This window comes from Corynebacterium sp. MSK195 (assembly GCF_030228885.1).
GTDB lineage: Bacteria > Actinomycetota > Actinomycetes > Mycobacteriales > Mycobacteriaceae > Corynebacterium.
The window spans coordinates 39319-60592 of the sequence record NZ_JASPGT010000011.1 but is presented as its reverse complement, the minus strand read 5'-3'; the positions used below and the strand labels follow the sequence as shown (position 1 = coordinate 60592).

The following is a 21274-nucleotide window of genomic DNA, read 5'->3' as shown; positions in this document are numbered from 1 at the left end:
GGCGGCGCCGCCTGCGCCGGGACCGGTTGCGGTTGCGGCCGCCTCCCTTGGAGGGGCCCTGTTCTTGGTTAGTCATCCCTGCCAATCGTAGTAGACTCTCACCCGTGAATTTTCAGGACACTCAGCTAATCGGCGTTCTTGCCCGCGCGGAATCCACCGTCTCCTCCCTCAGTAGCCTGCTGGGCGGACTGGTGGAGAAATTTGCCGCGCGCGGTTACTCGCTTTACCTCGTGGGCGGCTCTGTGCGCGATGCGCTTTTGGGTCGCTTGGGAAATGACCTGGACTTTACTACCCCGGCCCGTCCTGAGGTGGTCAAGGAGATTCTCGATGAGTGGGCCGAAACCGTGTGGGATACCGGCATAGACTTCGGTACCGTCTCCGCGGCCTACAAGGGCCAGCAGATTGAGATCACTACCTTCCGCTCCGATTCTTATGATGGCCAGTCCCGCAATCCTGAGGTGGTTTACGGCGACACTTTGGAAGGCGATCTAGTGCGGCGCGACTTCAAGGTCAATGCGATGGCCATTGAGCTGCTTGCCGACGCCTCCTTTAAGTTCCACGATCCCCTCCACGGCCTCCAAGACGTGGCTGACCGGGTGCTCGATACCCCGGATAAGCCGGAGATCTCCTTCCACGATGATCCGCTCCGCATACTGCGTGCGGCTCGTTTCGCCTCCCAGTTGGAATTCCGCGTGGCCGATCGTGTTGTGGAGGCCATGCGGGATATGGCTGGCGAGATCCAGCGCATCACCGTCGAGCGCGTGCAGGTGGAGCTGGATAAGCTCATCTGCGGCACGGCCCCGTGGGATGGCATTGATCTTCTGGTATCTACGGGAATCGCGGATTATATCTTCCCGGAGATCCCCGCGCTACGCATGACCGCGGACGAACACGCGCAGCACAAGGACGTCTATGCGCACTCGCTCAAGGTGCTGAGCCAGGCCATGGATCAAGAGGAAGATGGGCCTGATCTTGTCCTGCGCTGGGCGGCGCTGCTGCACGATATTGGCAAGCCGGATACCTTTGATAACACCGATGGCAAGGTCTCCTTCCACCACCACGAGGTGGTGGGCGCCAAGCTCGCCCGCAAGCGCCTGCGCAAGTTGAAGTACCCGAAGGCCACCACGGAGTCCATCGGCCAGCTGGTTTACCTACACATGCGCTTCCACGGGTTTGGGGAAAATCAGTGGACTGATTCCGCCGTGCGCCGCTATGTCACTGACGCCGGCGATCTCCTTCCCCGATTGCATAAGCTGGTGCGCGCCGATTGCACCACCCGCAATGCCAAGAAGGCCCGTCGCCTCCAGCGCACCTACGATCAGCTCGAGGAGCGTATCGAAGAGATCGGCCGCAAGGAAGACCTGGCCCGCGTGCGTCCAGACCTCGACGGCAACGAGATCATGGAAATCCTCGGCCTTAAGCCCGGCCCTGAGGTGGGCCAGGCGTGGTCCTATCTTAAGGAACTGCGCCTAGAGCATGGTCCCCTCGAGCGCGAGGAAGCGATTGCGAAGTTGCGCGAGTGGTGGGATTCTAAACAGTGATGTTTGCCGATAGATTATTCAACGCCCTCGAGCGCAATGACCCCGCCCCCGGCCAGCTGCTCATCTCCGCTCCGGGCATGCTTTCGCCGGAATTCGCCCGTTCCGTCATTCTCGTCATTGAGCACAATGACATGATGACCTTCGGCGTGGATCTGACCAAGCGCTCCGAGGTGGCGATTTTCAATGTGCTGCCGGAATGGCTTCCCGTCGTGGCCAAGCCGCAGGCGCTGTATATTGGTGGCCCGCTCAATCAGCAATCCGTCGTAGGGCTCGCGCAGACCAACCAGGGCGTCGATCCGGACAAGCATGACCGACTCACCCGCCTCGCCCCGCGCCTCGCGCATGTGGACCTGCGTGCCGACCCAGAAGAGATAGAGCCCTTAGTCTCGGGCATGCGCATGTTTGCCGGCTACGCCGAGTGGGGCCCAGGCCAGCTCGAGGAGGAAATCGAGGCCGGCGAATGGTTCGTCTCCCCTGCCCTCGCCCAAGACGTTATTACGCCGGGCCCGGTCGACCTCTGGTCCGATGTTATGAAGCGTCAACCCATGCCATTGCCCTTGTACTCCACCTATCCTGTTAACGTGGAAGACAATTAATTCCTATCGCTCTGCAGGCAGTGGGCTACACTAGCCCGCATGCGTGAGGATATTGCACAAGGTGTGCGGGATACCTGGGCCGCCGCCATCGGCCTCATTCCCCTTGGCCTAGCCTTCGGCCTGCTCATGGTCCAATCCGGCTTCAGTTGGTGGTGGACGCCTATTTTCTCCACCGTCATCTACGCCGGCTCGATGGAGTTCCTCGCCATTTCCATGGTCACCGGCGGCGCCACCGCCGTGGCTTCCCTAGTCACCGGTTTCATGGTGAACTTCCGGCATATTTTCTATGGTCTCACTTTTCCTCGCCACCGCATTCACTCGCGCCTGGGCAGGGCTTATTCCACCTACGCGCTTACCGACGAAACCTATGCCATCGTCTCCTCCCTCCCCACCGATGATCGTCCGACCGGGGCCCGGATCCTCACCATCCAAATTTTTTGTCAGGCCCTGTGGGTAGGTAGTGGCATTGTCGGTGCTCTCGCCGGCCAGGTGATTCCCTCTACCGTGCAGGGCATGGAATTCGCCCTAGTGGCGCTCTTCGTCGTGCTGGCGATGGATTCCTTCCGCAATAATCAGGACTTCTCTTTGCCTTTGAGCGCGGCGATGGTAGGAATCCTCGCAGCCGCCTTCGCTCCTGGACAACTCCTCATGGTGGCTCTCAGCGTCTACTTCATCCTGCTCATTATTCGGTATCTATCCCCACGCGTCGATGCCGCTTTCAGCTTGCGTAGGCGAGGCGACCTTAAGGGATTCCGGGAGGAGTGCTAATGCCTGCTGGAGTCACCCTTGCTTCCATCGCGACCGTCCTAGTTCCCGTCGGCCTCATTACCGTTGTACTTCGCCAACTTCCTTTCTCCTTTGTGAAATGGATGAAGGATAGTCAGTTCTTTTCCTTGCTCGGCATGATGATGCCTGTGGGTGTGATGACCATCTTGGTGGTCTATACCGTCCACGGGCAGGCTGGCGCCCCCGGTGGTATTTGGGCGGCTTTACTCGGCGTGCTCGTTACCTTTTTACTCCACCTGTGGAAGCGCGAGTCAGCGCTGTCCATCTTCGGCGGGACCGCCTTCTACATGCTCCTCGTCAACGTAGTCTTTTAGCCCTTGCGATTCTTATAGGCCGAACTTGGCGGCGGCTTCGGACCACAGGGCGTCGAACCGAGACTGGTCCACGTACTGTGCGCTAATATCCGGAAAATCATCATAGGTATCCGGGTGAGGGACAACCTCTTGCGGTTGATCTACGTTTCCCGTGGAACTAGTTGGTGTTGCTACCCCGACGATGGCATCCGAGGGATCCAGCGCAATCATGCGCACCATGCGGCAGCTGCGGGCATCGCGCTCTTCCATTTCCGCCATGTGAATTGCTGAGCCCACTCCGGGCACATTCAGTTCGGTTCGTACGTAAAGGTAATTCGTCATGGCACTTAAGTGTAGTTACGTGTCGGGGTGCTGCGCGTAGCGGGCCGCTAGCCATGAGCACATCATCAGCTGAACCTGGTGGTAAATCATCAACGGGAGGATTAGTAGCCCAAGGGATGCGCCGCCAGAAGCAAAGATGACCGAGGCCATGGGTAGCCCCGTGGCTAATGACTTTTTCGATCCGCAGAACTCGATTGCGATGGTATCGGCGCGGTTGAATCCCATCTTTTGGCTTGCCTTTCTGGTGAGCCACAGCATGAAAGCGACGAAGATCGCGGCGAAGACAACTAGGAACGCCAGGTCCCACAGAGAAATAGAGGACCAAATTCCGTCCACAACGCCCTTGGAAAAAGCGGAATACACCACCATCGCAATTGAGCCGCGGTCCACGACCTTAGTGGCCTTGCTTTGCGCAACCTTCCCCACCCAGCGCCGAGTAAGCTGACCTAAAACAAATGGCGCCAACAATAGAAGGGCGATTTCGCCGAATACTGACGTATCGATGTGAACTCCTCCCCCAGTTCCCATGAGGAACATGACGAGCAATGGAGTGATGATTACTCCCACCAAGTTTGAGGCAGAAGCCGATACGATTGCGCCCGCCACGTTTCCTTTCGCGATTGAGGTGAAGGCAACCGAAGATTGCACCGTGGATGGAACCAGCGTGAGGAATAAGATGCCCAGGTACATGTCGTGCGATATGACAGCGGTGAGTGGGCGCAGAGCTATGCCTATAAGCGGGTAAACCACAAAGGTGAAAGCGAGAATTGTGAGGTGTAGCCGCCAATGCTTGAGTCCGTTGAGGGCTTCTTGAGTGGAAAGCCTCGCGCCATACAAGAAGAAGAGTAGCGCGATGGCCACGTTTGTTAATTGGCCGAATATGTCGGCAAAGCTCCCGCGGGCTGGTGCAATGATCGCAATGATGACCGCCAGGATAATGAGGACGATAAGCGGGTCGGGCTTTTTCAAACGCTGCAGCATGCTAAGAGTTTAAACCCGATTCGTCTTCATATGCTGCAGATACTCGGGCCAAGAATACACAACCCGCGTAGTTTCACGTGAAACCACACGGGAAATGCACTTTAGGCTGTAGTGACGTTAGAGCCGTCTTGTTTAACTTCGTATTCTTCCAATGGATCGCGCCCCGGGCCGGAGATTACGCTTCCATCGCTGAGATTGTAGGAGGTGTTGTGTGCCGTGCAGGTTGCCGTCATGCCATCGATCTCGGTGATTGGATTGCGCTGGTGGGGGCAGGTTTGGGAGTAGGCTTTAAACTCGCCAGCCTTGGGCTGGGTGAAGATCACGCCATCGACAATCTTAGCGCAGCCAATCGGAATCTCGGTCGCGGCAATTTCTGCGGACGGAGAGGAGCCACAGGCCGCGGCGTAGGCGCCTGCAAATGTGGTGGCGGTTCCAAGCAAGAACATTCGACGGGAGCACTTAATCATGCCTCTACTCTAGCTTGTCGGTCTTACGTATTGTGCCGTTCCCGTTTGTCCGGTTGAAATTATAGTTTCACGTGAAACTCTGCACTTAGTCAGCTAGGAGCCCCTCCCACGTCTCCGGAGAGCCATCGGAGGTAGCGATAAGTTCATAGGTTCCGGACTCGATTCCTAAATCATCAACGATGCTGTGGGCAGATTGCTGTTCGTGTGCTTCTGCTACGGGCGTCGTTACTTTGTGGTCTTGTTCAGTGTAAGCGCCGATCGCAAAAGTTGAAGCGGCGATGGCCGCCAGGGCGGTACTTTTCTTCATGCACTATATTCTGCCCTTCAAAAGGCTGGTTGCGTTCTTGCCTTCCAGGGCTCCATGGCAGTTTTACGTAACCTCTATCCTCTCTCGCAGGAATCGCAAAGATGCGGTATATCAACTATAGAAGTAGTCAAGTATGGGTTAATTCCAGATTATAGTTTAGATTTAAATATCGACAGTTACTAAAAAGTGATAAGCATCAGTCCTTCATAATAAGGTCACTGTGACTAACACGAAGTGCTCGGAGATAGTTCGACACGAATACCATAGCTACAAAAATTCCCCTTCTGGACGGAAGATGAATCTTTCTCCAGAAGGGGTTGGTTGCGCAGCAGTGCGTGGCTACCTGTCGGATTCGCGAGCGGCGTGACGGAGCGCGTCGACATCAACCTGGGGGGCGGATGCTGCGGGGGCCTCTTCCCCACCGCAACCGTCGGAACCACAATTACAGGATTCTCCGCAACCCTCCTCATCAGCGTGTGCTTGTTCGTAGAGGAACGCGGCACGTGAGCCGAGGTTAGAACCGATGGAGAGGGCTAGAACAGCGGCCACAAAAGTAAGAATCGGGATGAGCCACATCCAGCCTTGAGCACGAAGCGCGACGATGCCGCCAAAAACTAGACAGACACCGCTAAGGATCCAGAATGGTCCGGCGACGCGATGGGCATTGTCCCATGCTTCACGAGACTTGCGAATTTCCTGTAGGCGCAAGCCGATATAGCTATTTCCAGGTAGGCGCTTGGTTGAGGCCAAGGCTCCCACGACGATAAGAAAGACGGCGAGGATTAAAAAGATGATTCCCACAGCGATCATGTACTTAGTTTAACCTTGTAGCGCCAAGATAAAAATCGTGGCTGGGGTAAGTATTCTGAATATGCCTCCGGTCGGGTAGTATGCATTTAAGGTCAATCGATAGATATTGAATCGACCGTTGCCTCTGTACCGCGCTGTTTCACCTTGAAATTGTTTACCAAGGGGCGAAACACCCGATTTGATTGTAAGTACATGAATCTCAAGAAACTCTCGGAATCTTTATTGTTCCGCATCATCGTCGCCATCATCCTTGGCGTGGTGGTGAGCCAATTCGCGCCAGAATGGTTTGGCCGCGTATTCGCCACCTTCAATGGACTCTTTAGTAACTTCCTCAATTTCTTTATTCCGGTCCTCATCTTCGCGCTTATCGCCCCGTCGATTGCTGCTCTGGGGCGGGGAGCCGGAAAATGGTTGGGTGTTACTGCAGGCATTGCCTACGGCTCAACGATTGTTGCGGGTCTTCTTGCCTACGTACTTGCGCACTGGCTCTACCCCACCATGCTCAGTGGTCAGGATCTGATTACAGATGTCTCCGATATCGATGAGGGCGCACTCACCCCGTACTTCGAGGTGGAAATGGCGCCGCCTTTTGAGGTCATGACGGCCCTGCTGTTGTCATTCTGCATCGGTGTAGCGATGACTACAGTGAAGTCCGATACCTTGTATGCGGTCACAAGGGAATTGGAGAGCGTAGTAGTCAAGGTCATTTGGGGCTTTGTAGTGCCAATTCTGCCCTTCTATATCTTCGGCATGTTTTTGGGCTTGGGCATGAATGGCAATTTGGGCTCAGTGCTCTCGGCCTTCGCCAAGGTCCTCGTTCTGGCAGTTGTCATGACTCTGGTTTACCTGGTGCTCCAGTACATTATCGCTGGTGCAATTACCGGCAAGAATCCTTTCAAAGCACTGCGCAATATGTTGCCGGCATATTTCACCGCACTGGGAACCTCCTCTTCTGCCGCCACCATCCCGGTGTCTATGGAGTCCACCTTGAAGAATGGCATTTCGAAGCCGGTGGCAAGCTTCGTTATCCCGCTGTGCGCGACCATTCATCTCTCTGGTTCTATGATTAAGCTGACGCTCTATGCCTTTGCGATTGTATACATGGCGAATCTGGATATTAGTACGAGCACCGGGCTTGGTTTCATCTTCCTGTTGGGGATCATGATGATTGCCGCACCAGGTGTGCCTGGCGGTGCGGTCATGGTCGCAGCTGGACTACTGGCGGACATGATGGGCTTTGACGATGGCATGGTGGCACTGATGATCGCGGCCTATATTGCAATCGATTCGGTTGGCACTGCCGCCAACGTTACTGGCGACGGCGCCATTGCGATGATCGTGGACAAGTTCGCAGGCGACAAAAAGGGCCCTACTGAAGAGGAACCTGCAGAAGCAACCGCTTAGAGGCTTTCTTAACTCGGACCCCTTCTCAGCTGCCGATAGCTGAGAAGGGGTCCTTCGCGTCTTCAGGACTACTTTTGAGTCGCTGCCTTCATACGAGCTACATACGCGGCGAGTTCTTTATGCAATGCTTTCTCATCGGAGATGCGGCCTGGAGTTCCTTCCACTGGCCTGCCTTTCGCGTCTGTTTCACGTGAAACGTGGCGATCAATTATCTTGGTGATTGCGGAGCCTGTAATGGCGCCCGCTGCCCCAGCGGTCACGGCATCGCGCACGTGTTGCGGCTCGGAAATGCCGAATCCTAACAGTACTGGAGGCCCGTCGAATCTATTGATGTTGGCGACGACATCTTCGAGCCCAATAGTCTCAGATTCCTTTTCGGCACCCGTGACTCCATCTCGTGATACTGCGTAGATATAGCCGCGTGAGCTTTGAGCGACGCCCTCGAGGGTGTGCGCAGTCGCGCGGGCCGGGGCGATAAATATTGGATCAATACCGGCTTTTTCTGCTGCGGCGATGAAGGGAGCGCCTTCGCGCACGGGGACGTCGGGAAGCAAGATGCTGTCCGCGCCCGCTTCTGCAAACTCGGCGTAGAAGCGGTCGAAACCCCGAGTGAAGGCCACATTGCCGTAGATGAGCATGCCGATGGGAAGCTCGGGAAACTCCGCGCGGATTGTTCGCACCTGTTCTAAGGCGGAATCTACGGTGGCGCCGCCGTCGAGCGCGCGAAGGTGGGAGGCCTGAATGGTGGGGCCGTCGGCCACTGGGTCAGAAAATGGAACTCCTAGCTCCAATGCATCGGCTCCGGCCGCGACGACGGTTCGCATGATGGCCAGCGTGTGCTCCGGTGTGGGATCGCCCAACATGAGGAATGGGACGAAAGCGCCCTCTCCCCTGTTGTGTAGTGAGTGGAATAGGTCTTCGTATCGGGTGCTCATTAGTTCTTCTCCTGGAGCTTAAACTCTGGGTGGTTCTCAAGGGTGTGGCGGACGTAGTCGATGTCCTTATCGCCGCGGCCGGAAAGGGAGACCAAGATGGTGATGTCCTCGTCCTTACGCTTCAAGGCGTAGGCCAACGCGTGAGAGGATTCGAGGGCCGGAATGATGCCTTCCTTAGTGGAAAGAAGCTGGAATGCTTTGAGTGCTTCGGCGTCAGTTATGCCGACATAGTGCGCGCGGCCACTGGCGTGTAAGTGCGCGTGCTGTGGTCCTACGCTTGGGTAGTCGAGTCCGGCGGAAATCGAATAGGATTCTTCCACTTGGCCGTCCGCGTTGCGCATGAGGTAGCTGCGCGCGCCGTGGAGGATGCCAACCGTACCGTTGTTGATGGTGGCACCGTGCTTGCCGGAGTGTAGGCCTTCGCCGCCAGGTTCGGCGCCGACGAGTTCGACTTCCTCTTCTTCAATAAAATCTGCGAACATACCGATTGCATTAGAACCGCCGCCGACGCAAGCCACTACTACATCCGGTAGCCCACCGGTGCGCTCAAGCATCTGGGCCTTAGCCTCTTCAGAGATGACCTTGTGAAACTCTCGGACGATGGTTGGGAATGGATGGGGTCCGGCCGCGGTACCGAGGAGATAGTGGGATTCATGGAAAGTGGCGGTCCAATCACGGAGGGCTTCATTCACCGCGTCCTTAAGAGTTCCGGATCCGGTGTCGACGGCGACGACCTTCGCGCCCATCAGTTCCATACGGAATACATTTGGCTGCTGTCGGGCCACATCTTTCGCGCCCATGTAGACCACACACTCGAGATCCAGTAGCGCGCAAGCAAGTGCAGTAGCGGTGCCGTGCTGGCCCGCTCCGGTCTCCGCGATAATGCGTGTCTTCCCCATCCGCTTTGCTAGCAGTGCCTGTCCGAGAACTTGGTTCGTCTTGTGTGCTCCACCGTGTACGAGGTCCTCACGCTTGAGGAAGATGCGCGCCTTGCCCCCGAGGTTCCTCGCCTCTGTAATTGGTGTGGGACGGCCGAGATAGTCACGCAATAGCGTGCTTAGCTCTTTGCGAAAGGCCGGGTCGTTTTGTGCTTCGACAAAAGCCTTCTCAAGTTGGTCGAGTGCTGGGATGAGGGATTCGGGGACGAACTGTCCGCCGAATTCGCCGAAGTATGCCGGTAGTAGCGTTTCACGTGAAACTGTCATCGTATTTTTCCTTCTATGGGTGTGTGTAGTTCTGGATGGTGTCAAAAGCTTGGGCGATTAACGAGGAGTCCTTGCCTCCAGGTGTATATTCCAGACCCGAATTGAGGTCGAGTCCCATCGTGCCGATTGACAGTGCCTCTTCGAGGTTGTCTAGCCGGAGTCCTCCGGCGAGGAGGGATTTTTCCTTCACTTCAGGGGGAATCGTCTGCCATTCAAAAGTGGTTCCTGTCCCGCCACTGCCGGAGTCGAGGACGAGGGCCTCTACTTCTGGTACTAGGTCCGGCGTCAAGGAAGCGAAGTCAGGGTTATTCATGTCGATGGCCCGCCAAAGGTGAAGACCGTTAGCGCCGCCGCGAACACCGTGAAGGAATTCCAGCTCTGCTTCCCTACTGCCTTGGAATGGGGCGTGAAGCTGAAGAACTTTGAGGCCGGGGATCTTGGCTAGGCTTCCTAGGGTCTCCATATCCGTAGAGCGCGTCACGGCTACGTACTCCAACTCTGGTTCCGCGTAGATAATGCTTTGTGCGGTTTCACGTGAAACACTGCGGGGCGAATCCGGCGCGAAGATGAGTCCCCCGTATCGGGCTCCAGCAGCACGGGCTGCTTGTGCGGAGGAGGCGGTGGTAAGGCCGCATACTTTATTGGCACCATAGACGAGGTCACGCGCCGCTCGATCGATGTCCTCCTGGGAGGTGAGCTGTGAGCCTACAAGGAAGGCATGTGCGTGGGCTCCTAACCGGCGGACGGTGGCATTATCGCGGATTCCAGATTCGGAAACGATCACCTTTCCGTCTGGAACATGGCGGGCTAGGCGTTCGGTGCGGCCCAGGTCGATGCTGAGATCGTGGAGGTTGCGGTTGTTAATGCCGATGATATCGACGCCAAATTTCACTGCGCGATCCACTTCGTCCTCGGTGATGGCTTCAGTCAAGACGTCTAGGCAGAGTTCGTCCGCCAGTGCTTTGAGCTCACCGTAGGTGTCATCGTCCACGATAGACATCATGAGCAAGATGGCATCGGCGCCGTAATAGCGCGCGGCATATACCTGGATGGGATCGACAATAAAGTCCTTGCACAGCACCGGCACATGGGTGGATAGCGCGACGGTCTGCAAGTGGTCGTAGTCGCCGCCAAAACGATCGGGCTCGCACAACACCGAGATGGCGGAGGCATAGCGAGAGTAGATCCGGGCAATATCGCCCGGGCGATAGTCCTCGCGAATTTTGCCAAGGGACGGCGAGGCAGACTTGCACTCCATGATGAAGCGGTTGGTGCCACGGAGGGCGTCGGCAAGCGAACGCTCCGAGCGTGGCACGCTAGCCAGGTCCACGTGGGACAGGCGCTCCCGGAGTGCAGGCAGGTGAGTGCGGCGCTGGGTGACGATCTCCTCGAGCACCGTGGGTAAAGTATTCTCTGACATTAACTCTCCTCCCCTATTGCATAGTTGGCGCTCTCGTGAAGGGTGAGCCACTGTTCAACAGTGCCGCTGCCGATCAGTTCCTTGGCGTGAGTGACTCCCGCTGCGATAGTCTCCGTGGTCCCGTTGAGGTAAAATATCGCGCCGGCGGTGGCGGCAATGGCGTCACAATGGGCGGGCTCGCCACGGCCGGCAAAAACCGCACGGAGGGCTTGGGCATTCGCGGCGCCGTCGCCGCCTGCAAGGTCCGTCAGCTCGCGGCGCTTGATGCCGAGGTCTTCCGGAGTGAGCTCGTAAGAGGCAATCTCGCCGTCCTTGAGCTCCCAGACCTGTGTCGTGCCGTGGGTAGCGATCTCATCCGTTCCAGCACCATGGACGACCAAGGCGCGCTCTCGGCCGAGCTCTCGAAAGACTTCCGCGATGAGTTGGCCTTGGGCTGGGTTTGCGATGCCCATGATTTGCAGTGACGGGCGTCCTGGGGACAGGAGGGGACCTAGTGTATTGAAGATGGTGGGGATACCTAGCGCCTTGCGCACCGGTTGTACGTGGGCGACCGCTGGGTTGTAGGCCGGGGCGAATAGGAACGTGAAGTTGGAAGCTTTAAATTGGCGCACTGCTCGGGCAGCGTCTAGGTCCAGTGGGATATTCAGGGCTTCGAGGACATCGGCCGATCCGGACTTAGAAGAGACCGAGCGGTTGCCATGCTTGATCATCCTCACTCCCCCGGCGGCGGCAATGAGGGAGGCGCCCGTAGTGATATTGATAGTATTCGCGCCATCGCCACCAGTGCCGGCCGAATCCATGAGTCCTTTTCCAGTGATGGGGAATGGATAGCCCACTTTCAAGAAAGCTTTGGCCGCGCCGGCAATGTCTGCGAAGGTCTCGCCGCGGGTGCGAATATGGGTAAGCAGCGCCGCGATATGAATATCGTCGTAGTCGCCCACAGCCAAGGGGGTAAATACCTCCATGGCTTCTTCCATGGTGGGCTGAGAGTTATTCAGGAAGGCTTGCAAGGTACGCAGGGGTGCGTGATTCATTTTTAGTGCTCCATATCCATAGTGGTGTGCATACATAGTTGACTAATGCAACGATCAAGCATGAGGGGTCCGCGGGGAGTGAGGATGGACTCAGGGTGGAACTGCACGCCGAGGGCCCTACCGTCGTCCGTTTCGGCCGCCATGGCTACCTCTCCGATGTCCGTGGACGTACGCGCGAGACAACGCATCCCCCGAGGGAGGTCCGTACATCCAAGCGAGTGATAGCGCGCCACCGGAACTTGCGTACCAAGGTGACCCGGTTGGTCCGGCTCAGTATCGGTGGCAAGGCCCTGAAAGACGGGGTGCATAACGCCGGCCTCGGTCAGGGTCATCGGGATGGACTTCCCGTGCACGGGGCCGCACGGTTCGACCGAACCGCCGTGGTGCTCGAGTAGTGCTTGGAAGCCGAGGCATACGCCAAGGATCGGGGTGGTGCCTAGGGTGGCGTCGATAAGTTTCATCATGCAGCCGGCGTCCCGTGGATGACCGGGGCCCGGGGAAAGCACAATAATGTCGGGTTGTGCGCGCAGCACGTCGTGCACCGCTACGGTATTGCGAAACACGGTGGTATCGAACCCAGCAAGGGCATCGACGAGGTTGTAGACAAAAGAATCGTGGTTATCTAGCAGGACAATATGCGGCGAGCTCATCGCTGTACCTCCAACTCGGCTCCGTGTGCAATGGCGATGGCATGGAGTACGGCGTAGGCCTTATGCACCGTTTCATCGGCCTCGGCTTGCGGCACGGAATCCTTGACCACTCCGGCGCCGGCTTGCACCACTGCGGTTCCGTCCTGGACGTAGGCCGAGCGGATGACGATGCAGTTATCCATGGCTCCATCGCCGCGCAGGTACCCCACCGCCCCGCCATAGGATCCGCGGCGCTTCCCCTCCGTGCGGCGCAACAGTTCGGTGGCGCGAAGTTTGGGTGCTCCCGTAAGCGTCCCCATATTCATGCACGCACGGTAGGCATCGAGCGCATCGAAGTCCGGGTGGAGCGTCGCCGTGACACGGGAGACCAAGTGCATGACCCGCGAGTAGCGGTCAACGTGCAGGAGTTCTGCTACCTGCCGGCTGCGGGGCACGGCCACGCGAGCGAGGTCATTGCGTGCAAGATCGACCAGCATCGTGTGTTCCGCAACCTCTTTTTGGTCTGTACGCATGTCCAGCTCGTTGCGGATATCCAGTTCATGGTTGATGCTGCCATCCGGGTTGAGCCCGCGCGGCCGAGTTCCGGCGATGGGATAGAGCTGGACCTGCCTATCTTCCGGCGTGAATTTGAGGTTCGATTCTGGCGAGGCGCCAAAGAGCTCATAGTCGGCACCGCGGACGTAGAACATATAGGGCGAGGGGTTGGTCTCGCGCAGCGCCCGGTAAGCAGCCAGGGCGTTGGGGCAGTCCACGGTGAAGGCGCGCGCGGGCACTACTTGGTAGATATCGCCGGCGTGAATATTGCTTTTAAGCTTGTCGACGTCCGCCCGAAACCCTGTATCATCCACATCCGCCACCGCCCGGATCTTTTCCTTTTGGGGCGCCGCGGGACGAGCGGCGGCCGGCAGTGAGGCAAGAGAATCCAACTCTTCCCGCAGGCGCTTGTCGTCGATATCCCAGCCTTCTAGGTGTGCAGTCCCTTGCAGGTGGTCCACTGCGAGGACCGTTTGGGCTACCAAGAATTCATAGTCCGGGTAAGTGTTGGCCCCCGGTTTAACCTCGGGCAGTTCCTCGAAAGTAGCGAGGTAGTCATAGGCGAATCCGCCCCCAAGGAACGGCAATAGTGGAGAGGAATAGTTGGCTTCTAATTGCAGGAACCGCAAAATATCGGCGGTAGATTCGGCAAGAAGCCGCTCCCGCTCGTCGGGGTGTGTGGACAGCGAGAACTCGAAAGCCGCGGTGGTAGTTTCACGTGAAACTAAGCGATGGTGGAACCGCTCCTCCAGGGAAGGAAGAAGCGACTCCCCTGCCTCCGTGAGAGCGCGTACCTCGACCCTCTGGCCGTGGCATGTTACTTTCAGGGCGGCCCTGAGGACCGCGAGGCAATTGAGATTCTTCTTTGTCTCAATGTCCGCGCTTTCGAGAAGTAGGGAGTCGTGCGGTTGTGCGAGGGCGTCAAAGATTGCGGCTGCATCACTGCCGTAGGAGATGTCGCGAGTGGCGGTGTATGGCATTGCAGTGCCCTTTCGATGGGTGTGGGGAACGGGGAAACGGATAGGAAGCTTCCGCGAGCAGAGGCACTAAAACGCCAAAAGGCCCGCAGAATGCGAGCCTAAAAATGGGATGTGGAATAAGGCCCGCGGGTTACGCGCGCCACCACCAAGCAGTAGTCATCTTCTTCATAACGGTCACACTAACCTACATTTCTATAGCCTGTCAGGTAATCGATAAAAATATTCACCCTCTCCCCCTAAGCGCTTGTGCTTGGCGCAGAACCAATAAAGCCAGCTAACGAATCGCGGTACTGTGGGGTGCATTCACGCAATGGAGAAAGGTGATGAATATGAGCATCGACCAGAAGGAACTACTAGCGAAGGTCCCCACTCAGCTTTTGATAGGCGGACAGTGGCGCGACGCGTCTTCCGGTGAGACCTTTGACGTAGAAAATCCGGCGACGGGCGCGACCATCGCCACGCTGTCGTCGGCGAATTCTGATGATGCGGTGGCTGCCCTCGACGCTGCCTGTGTGGCCCAAGATGAGTGGGTGCGCACCACCCCGCGCGAGCGCGCTGATATTCTACGCCGCGCCTTTGAATTGGTACACGAGCGCGCCGATGAGTTCGCCACCCTGATGACTCTTGAGATGGGAAAGCCCTTTGCCGAGTCGCAAGGTGAGGTTACCTATGGTGCGGAATACTTGCGGTGGTTTAGTGAGGAAGCCACGCGCGATTATGGCCGCTACTCCCCTGTCCCGGAAGGCACCTTGCGCATGATTACCCGCCGCAAGCCCGTGGGCCCGTGCCTATTGATTACTCCATGGAACTTCCCCCTCGCCATGGCCACCCGAAAGGTTGCTCCGGCCGTTGCAGCGGGCTGCACCATGGTCCTGAAGCCGGCCAAGCTGACGCCGCTCACCACGCAGTACTTCGCACAAACCATGCTCGATGCCGGCCTGCCACAGGGCGTGCTCAATGTGGTCTCCGGCAGCTCCGCTTCGGCCATTTCGGAGCCCTTGCTTGCCGACGCCCGCTTGCGCAAGCTCTCCTTCACCGGTTCTACCCCAGTGGGCAAAACCCTCCTTAAGGGTGCCGCGGATAATGTCTTGCGCACCTCTATGGAGCTTGGCGGTAATGCACCGTTCATTGTTTTCGAGGATGCGGATATTGACCAAGCGGTTGCGGGAGCCATGGGCGCGAAGATGCGCAATATCGGCGAGGCCTGCACCGCGGCCAATCGCTTCTTGGTGCACGAGTCCGTGGCAGAGCAGTTTACACAGAAGCTGGCAACAGAGTTTGAGAAACTCGTCGTTGGCAATGGCATGGACGAAGGCGTGACGTGTGGTCCGCTGATTGAGGCTAAGGCGCTCGACAATGTTGCAGCCCTGGTTGAGGATGCGGTGGACAAGGGTGCGACCGTTGTCACCGGTGGCACCCGCGGCGAGGGCGCGGGCCACTTCTATGCGCCCACTATCCTGAGCAATGTTTCACGTGAAACTCGCGTGGCTCAGGAAGAAATTTTTGGACCGGTCGCGCCCATCCTAACCTTCAAGGATGAATCGGAAGCGCTAGAGATTGCGAACGATACGGAGTACGGACTTGCCTCCTATGTATATACGGAGGATTCCGATCGCCTCTGGCGCGTTGCCGACGGCCTCGAGTTTGGGCTGATGGGATTCAATGCCGGTGTCATCTCCAATGCCGCTGCCCCATTCGGTGGCGTCAAGCACTCTGGTTTAGGGCGCGAAGGCGGCGCCGAAGGTATTGAAGAATATACCTCGGTGCAGTACTTGGGTATCCGTGATCCTTATGCCGGCGCCTAGGATTCAAGAACTTTTCTTAAGCGCGAATAAGTCAACGCTACCTACCCAGTGCGTAGCATTTTCCAGTTCAAAGTGTAGCGATTGTCGGTAGCCGCCCGTGTACGGGCGGCGTCGGTAAGGGCCTGGAAAGCTTTTCAATTAACCTTTGCAGCCTGCGGGGCGTATAGTTCCTCTCCGTAAAATTTAATTTCTATTTCCTTCATCTGCGATGCGTGGCCTTATGGCCAGCGCGTGGAGAGGGAATTTTCTTTTTGTTATTTGGAGTGAGTATATGACGTCTACAGAATCTGCAGCGGCTAAGCCGCCGCTGATTACGCCTACGTTTGTCCTCGCGTGGGTGGCTAATTTTTGTCAGTTCTTGGTCTTCTACCTGTCCGTAACCACCATGGCCCTCTACGCGGTAGAGAGTTTCGGGGCATCGGATACCGTGGGTGGTTTCGCCTCCAGTGCCTTTGTTCTGGGCGCGACGTGCATGCGCGTGTTCTCCGGCTGGATCGTGGACCGCGTGGGCCACAAGAAGGCGGCCTTGACTTCACTGGTCTTCGTCACAGTTGTAGCTGTGGCGTACTTTTTTGCGTATAATGTTGCGGTCTTGATTATCGTGCGAATGGTGCACGGCGCGGGCTATGCCTTGACCTCTACCGCACTCATGGCGGTAGCGCAGTCCGTTATCCCGCACGAGCGCCGTGCGGAAGGCACCGGATACTTCGCCTTGGGCACTACCCTGGCAACCGCGTTCGGTCCAGCTATCGGCCTGTTCTTGGCCAATAACATCGGCTACACTACGCTATTTGCAGTCGCCCTTGGCGCAAATATCGTTTCCCTGATCCTGGCCTTGGTGCTGCGCTATCCGGCCGAGGTTTCCTCCGAAAAGCCGGCCTTTAGGCTGCGCAATGCCGTACACCCCAACGTGGTTCCCATCGGTCTATTCATGCTCCTAGTCGGCATCGCCTACTCCGGCGTGGTTACCTACCTCAACGCCTATGCACGCAAGGAAGACCTGGCCACCGGCGCAGGGCTGTTCTTCATTGGCTATGCGGTCACGATGCTCATCATGCGCTTCGTCTTGGGGCGCATCCAGGACCATAAGGGTGATAATGCCGTGATGTACCTCGGCTTGGCCGCCTTTGTCGTGGCGCTGCTGCTTATGGGCTTCCCCACCAATGACGTCATGCTGGTGGTCGCGGGCGCCTGCACCGGTTTGGGCTTCGGCACCCTCAGCCCCGCCTGCCAAGCCATCTCCGTGCGCTCGGTGCCTGCCGCGCAAATGGGCGCGGGCATCTCCACCATGTTCCTGCTCATGGACCTCGGCATTGGCCTGGCTCCATTCGGCCTGGGCCCCATCGTTGCGGCAACGGGCTTCGACACGATGTATCTCATTCTCGCGGGCCTCGTGGTCATCGCCGCTATCTACTACTTCTTTGTGCACGGCCGTTTCCCTAAGGCGAAGGGGCACCATCTGAGCTTTGAAAAGGGCGAGTAGCACAGTTACACTCCCCTACTTCGCACTTAGCATGTAAAGCACGCCAGCACTCAGTGCTGGCGTGTTTTTGTTATGCGCGCACTCCGGGCGAGAAGACTGTGCTGGACTCTTGGCAAGCTAAACGTCGTGACGTGGCCTGCGGTTCCGGAAGTAGAGTATGCGTCTAGACTCGCTGTGCAGGGATGTGTCGACTAACGGTCCCGGTCCCTACTGTGGGCCTCTGCGGCTTCCCATAGCGCCGAGTACAAGCCACGGGTGCCTGGCCTGCAGGCCTAGGGCGGGGCAATGACGAGCCCGATATGAGGACGCGGGACGGGCGGATATCTTTCGAGCACTGCCGAAATTGATGGGAACGCTTAAGAGGTTGGGGCGGTGGGCAGCGAAGCTTATGCGCACCTTGATGGCGGACTATAAGTGCTTGTGTAACTAGGTGCGAAGCGAGTTCTGTTGGCGAGTGGGCAGGCAGCCAGCATCGATAACGCGCCGGGCCAGGGCGCGGTCGCCCATCTTGGCGGCAAAGGCCATGCGCATGGTGATGCCGTGGCTGGGCGGGGTATCCAGCTCAATGACATCGCCGGGGCGAATGCGGCCGGGGGAAATGATGCGCAGGTAGGTGCCGCAGTCGCCACGCGCGGTCCAGCGCTTGAGCCAGCCGCGCTCCCCTAGCCAGCCGGCGAAGGTGGCACACGGTTGGCGGGGCACGGATACCTCAAGCACGGCAGTACCGATGCACACGCGCTGATTGATGAGCAGAGCAGACAGATCGATGCCCTGCGTGGTGAGATTTTCGCCAAAGCTCCCGGAGGTCAGCGGGCGGGAAAGTTCAGATTGCCAGTAATCCAGTTCCTCGCGGGAGTAAGCGTAGACGGCCTTATCGTTGCCGCCGTGATGTTGGGTGTCACCGATTATATCGCCGCGCACGCCAGATCCATCGCCGTAATGGGGTCCGGGTGCCGCCAGATCGATAAAGTCCTGCGGCTGCTTGTCGATGCCCGAGAACTCATGCCGCCCGCTCGGGTCCGGCCGGCGGACGGCGACATTGGTAGAGATGACCTGCATGCCTGCCACCCTAGCTGAGCGTGAGCGCCTCCGCGGTGAGAATATCGCGGTAGAACAGCTGCGGGGCGAGGGAGACGGCCTCGGCGAGCTGTGGGAGGGCGTCGTCAAGCGTGGCGGCGAAAGCAGGGTCCGCCAGCTTGCCATTGGCCACGCCGCGCGCCGTGATGGCAAAGACATAGGAAATAAACGGCATCCAGGCGGAATCGCCGAGCTCCGAATTGCCATCGCCAAAGGCGTCCAGCGCGAGCAGGGTATGCAGGACGGACTTATCGACGCCCAGCTGTTGCAGCGTCACCCGCAGCTGCATTGCGGTGCTACGCAGGTTAGAAATGGTGCCCAGGCGGGTGAGCGCAAGGTCATTGGCAAAGCACTCGCGCAGTGCGGCGATGCGGTGGGCATCATCGCAGAGCTGGTCGCTGTCCATTGCTGGCGTAGGTGCCTCGCCCGTTGCACTCATCAGCAGCATGGGGCGGGTGACATCGTCGACGCCGGTGGACGGCACGCGCGCGAGGGAGGCGGAGCCGTGGGCTTCGACGTAGTCATGGGCGGCGTCGGCAAGCGCGGCCAAGAGTGAGGAAGGCTCGGTGGCCGGCTCCTCGCGGCGGAAGGTGCGGGAGACCAAGCCGGTGCGGACAAAGGCGCGCATGCGCTGCCCTGGCTCAAAGTCTGCGGCCATAAGGGCGTCCATGCTGGCGCGCGGATCCGCCTCAATCTCCTTGATGATTCCCTCGAAGGTTTCCTTGGCCTTGGGCGCGAGGCGGCGCATGGCCGCGTAGGTAGGCCACATACCTTCGGTGTTTTCGGTTTCGCCGTCCTGGAAGATGATGAGGGCGCTAGCCGGCGGGTACTGTGGCGCGGCTAAGTCGCTGGCCGGCTCATCCTCGCGGAAGTCCACGATGAGGTGGCCGGCGTTCAGCAGCTCCTCGGGCAGCTCGAAGCCTTCCTCCGTGGGTTCCAGCGGTTGCGGCTCGCCCGCAGGATTGCCCAGCGGCCACGCCCAAGCCAGCAGCTCTACCTCCTCCTCATGCGTCTGCTCGGGGACGAGGATGCCGTCCTCAATGGTTGCGCGGGCGACCAACGGCGCCTTGCGCACGGTGGCGATGGCGGCATAAATGAGGTCGCTGGCCGCGGTGGCCTCATATTCCATGACGCGACGCTCAAAGCTGCGCTTTTGGTGCGCTGCGCGCTCCTTTTCCGGCAGTCCTTCGAGGTATTCCTCATAGGACAACGTGGACCACAGGAGGTAGAGCTCCAGCGAGGTCTTCTTCGTCAGCGCCGACTTCAGCGCGCGGTTAGGCACGGACAGGCTGGTGGCGGCCTCCGTAGAGCCATTGGCGGTGACAAGGTCCCTAATCTTCTGGTTTTTATCAATAACCACGAACTTTGCCAGCGGCAGGGGCTCCGGTGAGTGGATGGTAAAAAGTGCATCGGCATCGAGCTGGTCCGCGAGGATGACCTGCTTATCCAGGTAATCTACGGGCTCCGCCGCGGTACGTTTGACGCGGGTGCGAATCGTCGCCGGCTCCGCCTGGAAGGTCAGCTCATAGCCGGCTTCACTGCCGACGGTCTCCTCGCGCACGCTTTCGTCTCCGCCAAAGACGCGCTGGCCCTTTTCCATCTGGATAGCCTTGCCCGGCGCAGAAGCCAAGGCATAGCTAAACGGCGAAAGGTTGCCCAGGGCGTCGATAAAGCGGAAGTTGGTGCCGCGCGGGCCCTCGTTCTTGGCACGCATGTGCAGCGACTCCGCAAAGTTGAGGTACTGGATATCCACCAGTTCCTCGTCCTTGTACAGGGTGAAGCGGTAGCGGCCTACCCAGGGATCCTCGAAGGCGTCTGCGGGGAGCACCTCGTGGATGCCCTCCGGTAGTTCATCCTCCAGCACGGCCTCCTCTTCCCCCCCAATGGGGACATAGGTCAGCTCCATGCTGAGATCCGTATTGGCGATGATCCGCGGGGACTGGGTATAGACCAGTTCGCCATCTAGGCCATGGGCATTGGGTAGCGTCTTTACGGCCATGTCCCAAGCAAAATCAGGGCTGCCGGAGACCTTGATGGTTGCGGATTCTTGGCGCGGGACCTCCACGGTGAAAGACTGGCTGACCTCTACCGGGGCGATAGTCCAGCCCTCCCATGCACCGTGGGGACGGGCCTCGCCGACCTTGGCCTTGGCGAGCTCCGTGCCAGCGGGAGCGATGAAGGTATAAGAGCCCTTGGCTACCGCTGTGGTGGTATCGACTGGCCGATGGGTGGAATCCAACAACAGGCCGCCATTGGCCACGCCGGCGAATTCCACTGTGTGCTCCTCAAAGGAGACGCTGAGGTGGCTAAAGGCCCGTGGCATGCTGATCCACAAGCCGGGCTCCTCGCCCTCCACGTAGTAGAACTTGCGGGTGTCCTCGCTGCCATTGAGCAGCTGTGCGGTCACGGTCCACTGGGGATCTTCTGGCTCATAACCTGCGGTTACGGCCGGTAGGTACAGCTCCAATGTGTCGGTAGCTGGGGAGAGGCGCAGGTGCGGGATCCCCTGAAATACCGCTGCGTCTGCAAAAGATGATAGCTGGCTGCGAAACTTCTCCTGGCTCATTTACCCCAGCCTAGAACATTTTCATGCAGATCTGCATTTTGGCTGCGAGCGGCGGAAA

General features: G+C 58.4%; 20 protein-coding genes. 7 read left to right on the top strand and 13 right to left on the bottom strand.

What is annotated here, in order from left to right; all coding sequences use genetic code 11:
- The first annotated feature begins 104 nt into the window (after nt 1-104).
- From QP909_RS10160 to QP909_RS10145, 4 genes are read left to right on the top strand one after another with little or no spacing between them, the layout of a single operon-like run.
- Nucleotides 105-1541 (top strand): CCA tRNA nucleotidyltransferase, encoded by a 1437-nt coding sequence (locus QP909_RS10160; protein WP_284767158.1) that lies wholly within the window; start codon nt 105-107, stop codon nt 1539-1541.
- On the top strand, nt 1541-2137 hold the full coding sequence (locus tag QP909_RS10155; RefSeq protein WP_284767161.1) for a YqgE/AlgH family protein: 597 nt from the start codon (nt 1541-1543) through the stop codon (nt 2135-2137). Before QP909_RS10160 ends, QP909_RS10155 begins: the two co-directional genes overlap by 1 nt.
- 39 nt (nt 2138-2176) lie before the next feature.
- Nucleotides 2177-2905, top strand: coding sequence for an AzlC family ABC transporter permease (locus tag QP909_RS10150; RefSeq protein ID WP_284767156.1), 729 nt, complete (start codon nt 2177-2179; stop codon nt 2903-2905).
- Nucleotides 2905-3237: a branched-chain amino acid transporter permease gene (locus QP909_RS10145; RefSeq protein ID WP_284767155.1), complete on the top strand. Its 333-nt coding sequence runs from the start codon at nt 2905-2907 to the stop codon at nt 3235-3237. The genes QP909_RS10150 and QP909_RS10145 overlap by 1 nt, the downstream gene beginning before the upstream one ends.
- 12 nt (nt 3238-3249) lie before the next feature.
- Here QP909_RS10145 and QP909_RS10140 read toward each other — a convergent pair whose 3' ends face one another.
- The 5 genes from QP909_RS10140 to QP909_RS10120 all read right to left on the bottom strand — a co-directional run bounded on the left by QP909_RS10140 (nt 3250) and on the right by QP909_RS10120 (nt 6123).
- A complete protein-coding gene (locus tag QP909_RS10140; RefSeq protein WP_284767154.1) occupies nt 3250-3558 on the bottom strand; it encodes a hypothetical protein in 309 nt (102 codons plus the stop codon).
- 15 nt (nt 3559-3573) lie between these two features.
- Nucleotides 3574-4539, bottom strand: a complete 966-nt coding sequence (locus QP909_RS10135; RefSeq protein WP_239278991.1) for a bile acid:sodium symporter family protein — start codon at nt 4537-4539, stop codon at nt 3574-3576.
- A gap of 101 nt (nt 4540-4640) precedes the next feature.
- A complete protein-coding gene (locus QP909_RS10130) occupies nt 4641-5006 on the bottom strand; it encodes a Rieske (2Fe-2S) protein (protein ID WP_284767153.1) in 366 nt (121 codons plus the stop codon).
- An 85-nt stretch (nt 5007-5091) separates the two neighbouring features.
- Nucleotides 5092-5313: a hypothetical protein gene (locus tag QP909_RS10125; RefSeq protein ID WP_284767152.1), complete on the bottom strand. Its 222-nt coding sequence runs from the start codon at nt 5311-5313 to the stop codon at nt 5092-5094.
- Nucleotides 5314-5652: 339 nt separating this feature from the next.
- Nucleotides 5653-6123, bottom strand: a complete 471-nt coding sequence (locus QP909_RS10120) for an SdpI family protein (protein ID WP_049377776.1) — start codon at nt 6121-6123, stop codon at nt 5653-5655.
- A gap of 192 nt (nt 6124-6315) precedes the next feature.
- Between QP909_RS10120 and QP909_RS10115 the strand changes: the two genes are divergently transcribed.
- Complete coding sequence (locus tag QP909_RS10115) at nt 6316-7527, top strand: dicarboxylate/amino acid:cation symporter (protein ID WP_284767151.1); 1212 nt, start codon at nt 6316-6318, stop codon at nt 7525-7527.
- A 68-nt stretch (nt 7528-7595) separates the two neighbouring features.
- Here QP909_RS10115 and trpA read toward each other — a convergent pair whose 3' ends face one another.
- Genes trpA through QP909_RS10085 form a run of 6 tightly spaced genes read right to left on the bottom strand, consistent with a single transcriptional unit; the run spans nt 7596 to nt 14285 of the window.
- Nucleotides 7596-8462: a tryptophan synthase subunit alpha gene (gene trpA / locus QP909_RS10110; RefSeq protein ID WP_284767149.1), complete on the bottom strand. Its 867-nt coding sequence runs from the start codon at nt 8460-8462 to the stop codon at nt 7596-7598.
- Nucleotides 8462-9667: a tryptophan synthase subunit beta gene (trpB, locus tag QP909_RS10105; RefSeq protein ID WP_284767148.1), complete on the bottom strand. Its 1206-nt coding sequence runs from the start codon at nt 9665-9667 to the stop codon at nt 8462-8464. Before trpB ends, trpA begins: the two co-directional genes overlap by 1 nt.
- A gap of 13 nt (nt 9668-9680) precedes the next feature.
- On the bottom strand, nt 9681-11087 hold the full coding sequence (trpCF, locus tag QP909_RS10100; protein ID WP_284767147.1) for a bifunctional indole-3-glycerol-phosphate synthase TrpC/phosphoribosylanthranilate isomerase TrpF: 1407 nt from the start codon (nt 11085-11087) through the stop codon (nt 9681-9683).
- The gene (gene trpD / locus QP909_RS10095; protein ID WP_284767146.1) at nt 11087-12121 is read right to left on the bottom strand and encodes an anthranilate phosphoribosyltransferase; all 1035 of its coding nucleotides are present in this window, start codon (nt 12119-12121) and stop codon (nt 11087-11089) included. Before trpD ends, trpCF begins: the two co-directional genes overlap by 1 nt.
- A gap of 2 nt (nt 12122-12123) precedes the next feature.
- Nucleotides 12124-12771, bottom strand: coding sequence for an anthranilate synthase component II (locus QP909_RS10090; protein WP_284767144.1), 648 nt, complete (start codon nt 12769-12771; stop codon nt 12124-12126).
- A complete protein-coding gene (locus QP909_RS10085; protein ID WP_284767143.1) occupies nt 12768-14285 on the bottom strand; it encodes an anthranilate synthase component 1 in 1518 nt (505 codons plus the stop codon). The genes QP909_RS10090 and QP909_RS10085 overlap by 4 nt, the downstream gene beginning before the upstream one ends.
- Nucleotides 14286-14608: 323 nt before the next feature.
- On the opposite strand from QP909_RS10085, the gene QP909_RS10080 reads away from it, so the two are divergent.
- The gene (locus tag QP909_RS10080; RefSeq protein ID WP_502868656.1) at nt 14609-16090 is read left to right on the top strand and encodes an NAD-dependent succinate-semialdehyde dehydrogenase; all 1482 of its coding nucleotides are present in this window, start codon (nt 14609-14611) and stop codon (nt 16088-16090) included.
- Nucleotides 16091-16361: 271 nt separating this feature from the next.
- Complete coding sequence (locus tag QP909_RS10075) at nt 16362-17573, top strand: MFS transporter (RefSeq protein ID WP_284767141.1); 1212 nt, start codon at nt 16362-16364, stop codon at nt 17571-17573.
- A gap of 426 nt (nt 17574-17999) precedes the next feature.
- Here the strand turns inward: QP909_RS10075 and QP909_RS10070 are convergent, their stop codons facing one another.
- Nucleotides 18000-18632 carry an MOSC domain-containing protein gene (locus QP909_RS10070; RefSeq protein ID WP_284767140.1) on the bottom strand — a complete coding sequence of 211 codons (633 nt, stop codon included), beginning with the start codon at nt 18630-18632 and terminating at the stop codon, nt 18000-18002.
- Nucleotides 18633-18642: 10 nt separating this feature from the next.
- Nucleotides 18643-21216 (bottom strand): hypothetical protein, encoded by a 2574-nt coding sequence (locus tag QP909_RS10065; RefSeq protein ID WP_284767139.1) that lies wholly within the window; start codon nt 21214-21216, stop codon nt 18643-18645.
- Nucleotides 21217-21274 lie beyond the last annotated feature (58 nt).

Bases quoted from the DNA above. Each gene is read 5' to 3' on its own strand.
- QP909_RS10155 (WP_284767161.1), top strand. From the start codon at position 1,541: ATGTTTGCCGATAGATTATTCAACGCCCTCGAGCGCAATGACCCCGCC.
- QP909_RS10150 (WP_284767156.1), top strand. From the start codon at position 2,177: ATGCGTGAGGATATTGCACAAGGTGTGCGGGATACCTGGGCCGCCGCC.
- QP909_RS10145 (WP_284767155.1), top strand. From the start codon at position 2,905: ATGCCTGCTGGAGTCACCCTTGCTTCCATCGCGACCGTCCTAGTTCCC.
- QP909_RS10140 (WP_284767154.1), bottom strand. From the start codon at position 3,558: ATGACGAATTACCTTTACGTACGAACCGAACTGAATGTGCCCGGAGTG.
- QP909_RS10135 (WP_239278991.1), bottom strand. From the start codon at position 4,539: ATGCTGCAGCGTTTGAAAAAGCCCGACCCGCTTATCGTCCTCATTATC.
- QP909_RS10130 (WP_284767153.1), bottom strand. From the start codon at position 5,006: ATGATTAAGTGCTCCCGTCGAATGTTCTTGCTTGGAACCGCCACCACA.
- QP909_RS10125 (WP_284767152.1), bottom strand. From the start codon at position 5,313: ATGAAGAAAAGTACCGCCCTGGCGGCCATCGCCGCTTCAACTTTTGCG.
- QP909_RS10120 (WP_049377776.1), bottom strand. From the start codon at position 6,123: ATGATCGCTGTGGGAATCATCTTTTTAATCCTCGCCGTCTTTCTTATC.
- QP909_RS10115 (WP_284767151.1), top strand. From the start codon at position 6,316: ATGAATCTCAAGAAACTCTCGGAATCTTTATTGTTCCGCATCATCGTC.
- trpA (WP_284767149.1), bottom strand. From the start codon at position 8,462: ATGAGCACCCGATACGAAGACCTATTCCACTCACTACACAACAGGGGA.
- trpB (WP_284767148.1), bottom strand. From the start codon at position 9,667: ATGACAGTTTCACGTGAAACGCTACTACCGGCATACTTCGGCGAATTC.
- trpCF (WP_284767147.1), bottom strand. From the start codon at position 11,087: ATGTCAGAGAATACTTTACCCACGGTGCTCGAGGAGATCGTCACCCAG.
- trpD (WP_284767146.1), bottom strand. From the start codon at position 12,121: ATGAATCACGCACCCCTGCGTACCTTGCAAGCCTTCCTGAATAACTCT.
- QP909_RS10090 (WP_284767144.1), bottom strand. From the start codon at position 12,771: ATGAGCTCGCCGCATATTGTCCTGCTAGATAACCACGATTCTTTTGTC.
- QP909_RS10085 (WP_284767143.1), bottom strand. From the start codon at position 14,285: ATGCCATACACCGCCACTCGCGACATCTCCTACGGCAGTGATGCAGCC.
- QP909_RS10080 (WP_502868656.1), top strand. From the start codon at position 14,609: ATGAATATGAGCATCGACCAGAAGGAACTACTAGCGAAGGTCCCCACT.
- QP909_RS10075 (WP_284767141.1), top strand. From the start codon at position 16,362: ATGACGTCTACAGAATCTGCAGCGGCTAAGCCGCCGCTGATTACGCCT.
- QP909_RS10070 (WP_284767140.1), bottom strand. From the start codon at position 18,632: ATGCAGGTCATCTCTACCAATGTCGCCGTCCGCCGGCCGGACCCGAGC.
- QP909_RS10065 (WP_284767139.1), bottom strand. From the start codon at position 21,216: ATGAGCCAGGAGAAGTTTCGCAGCCAGCTATCATCTTTTGCAGACGCA.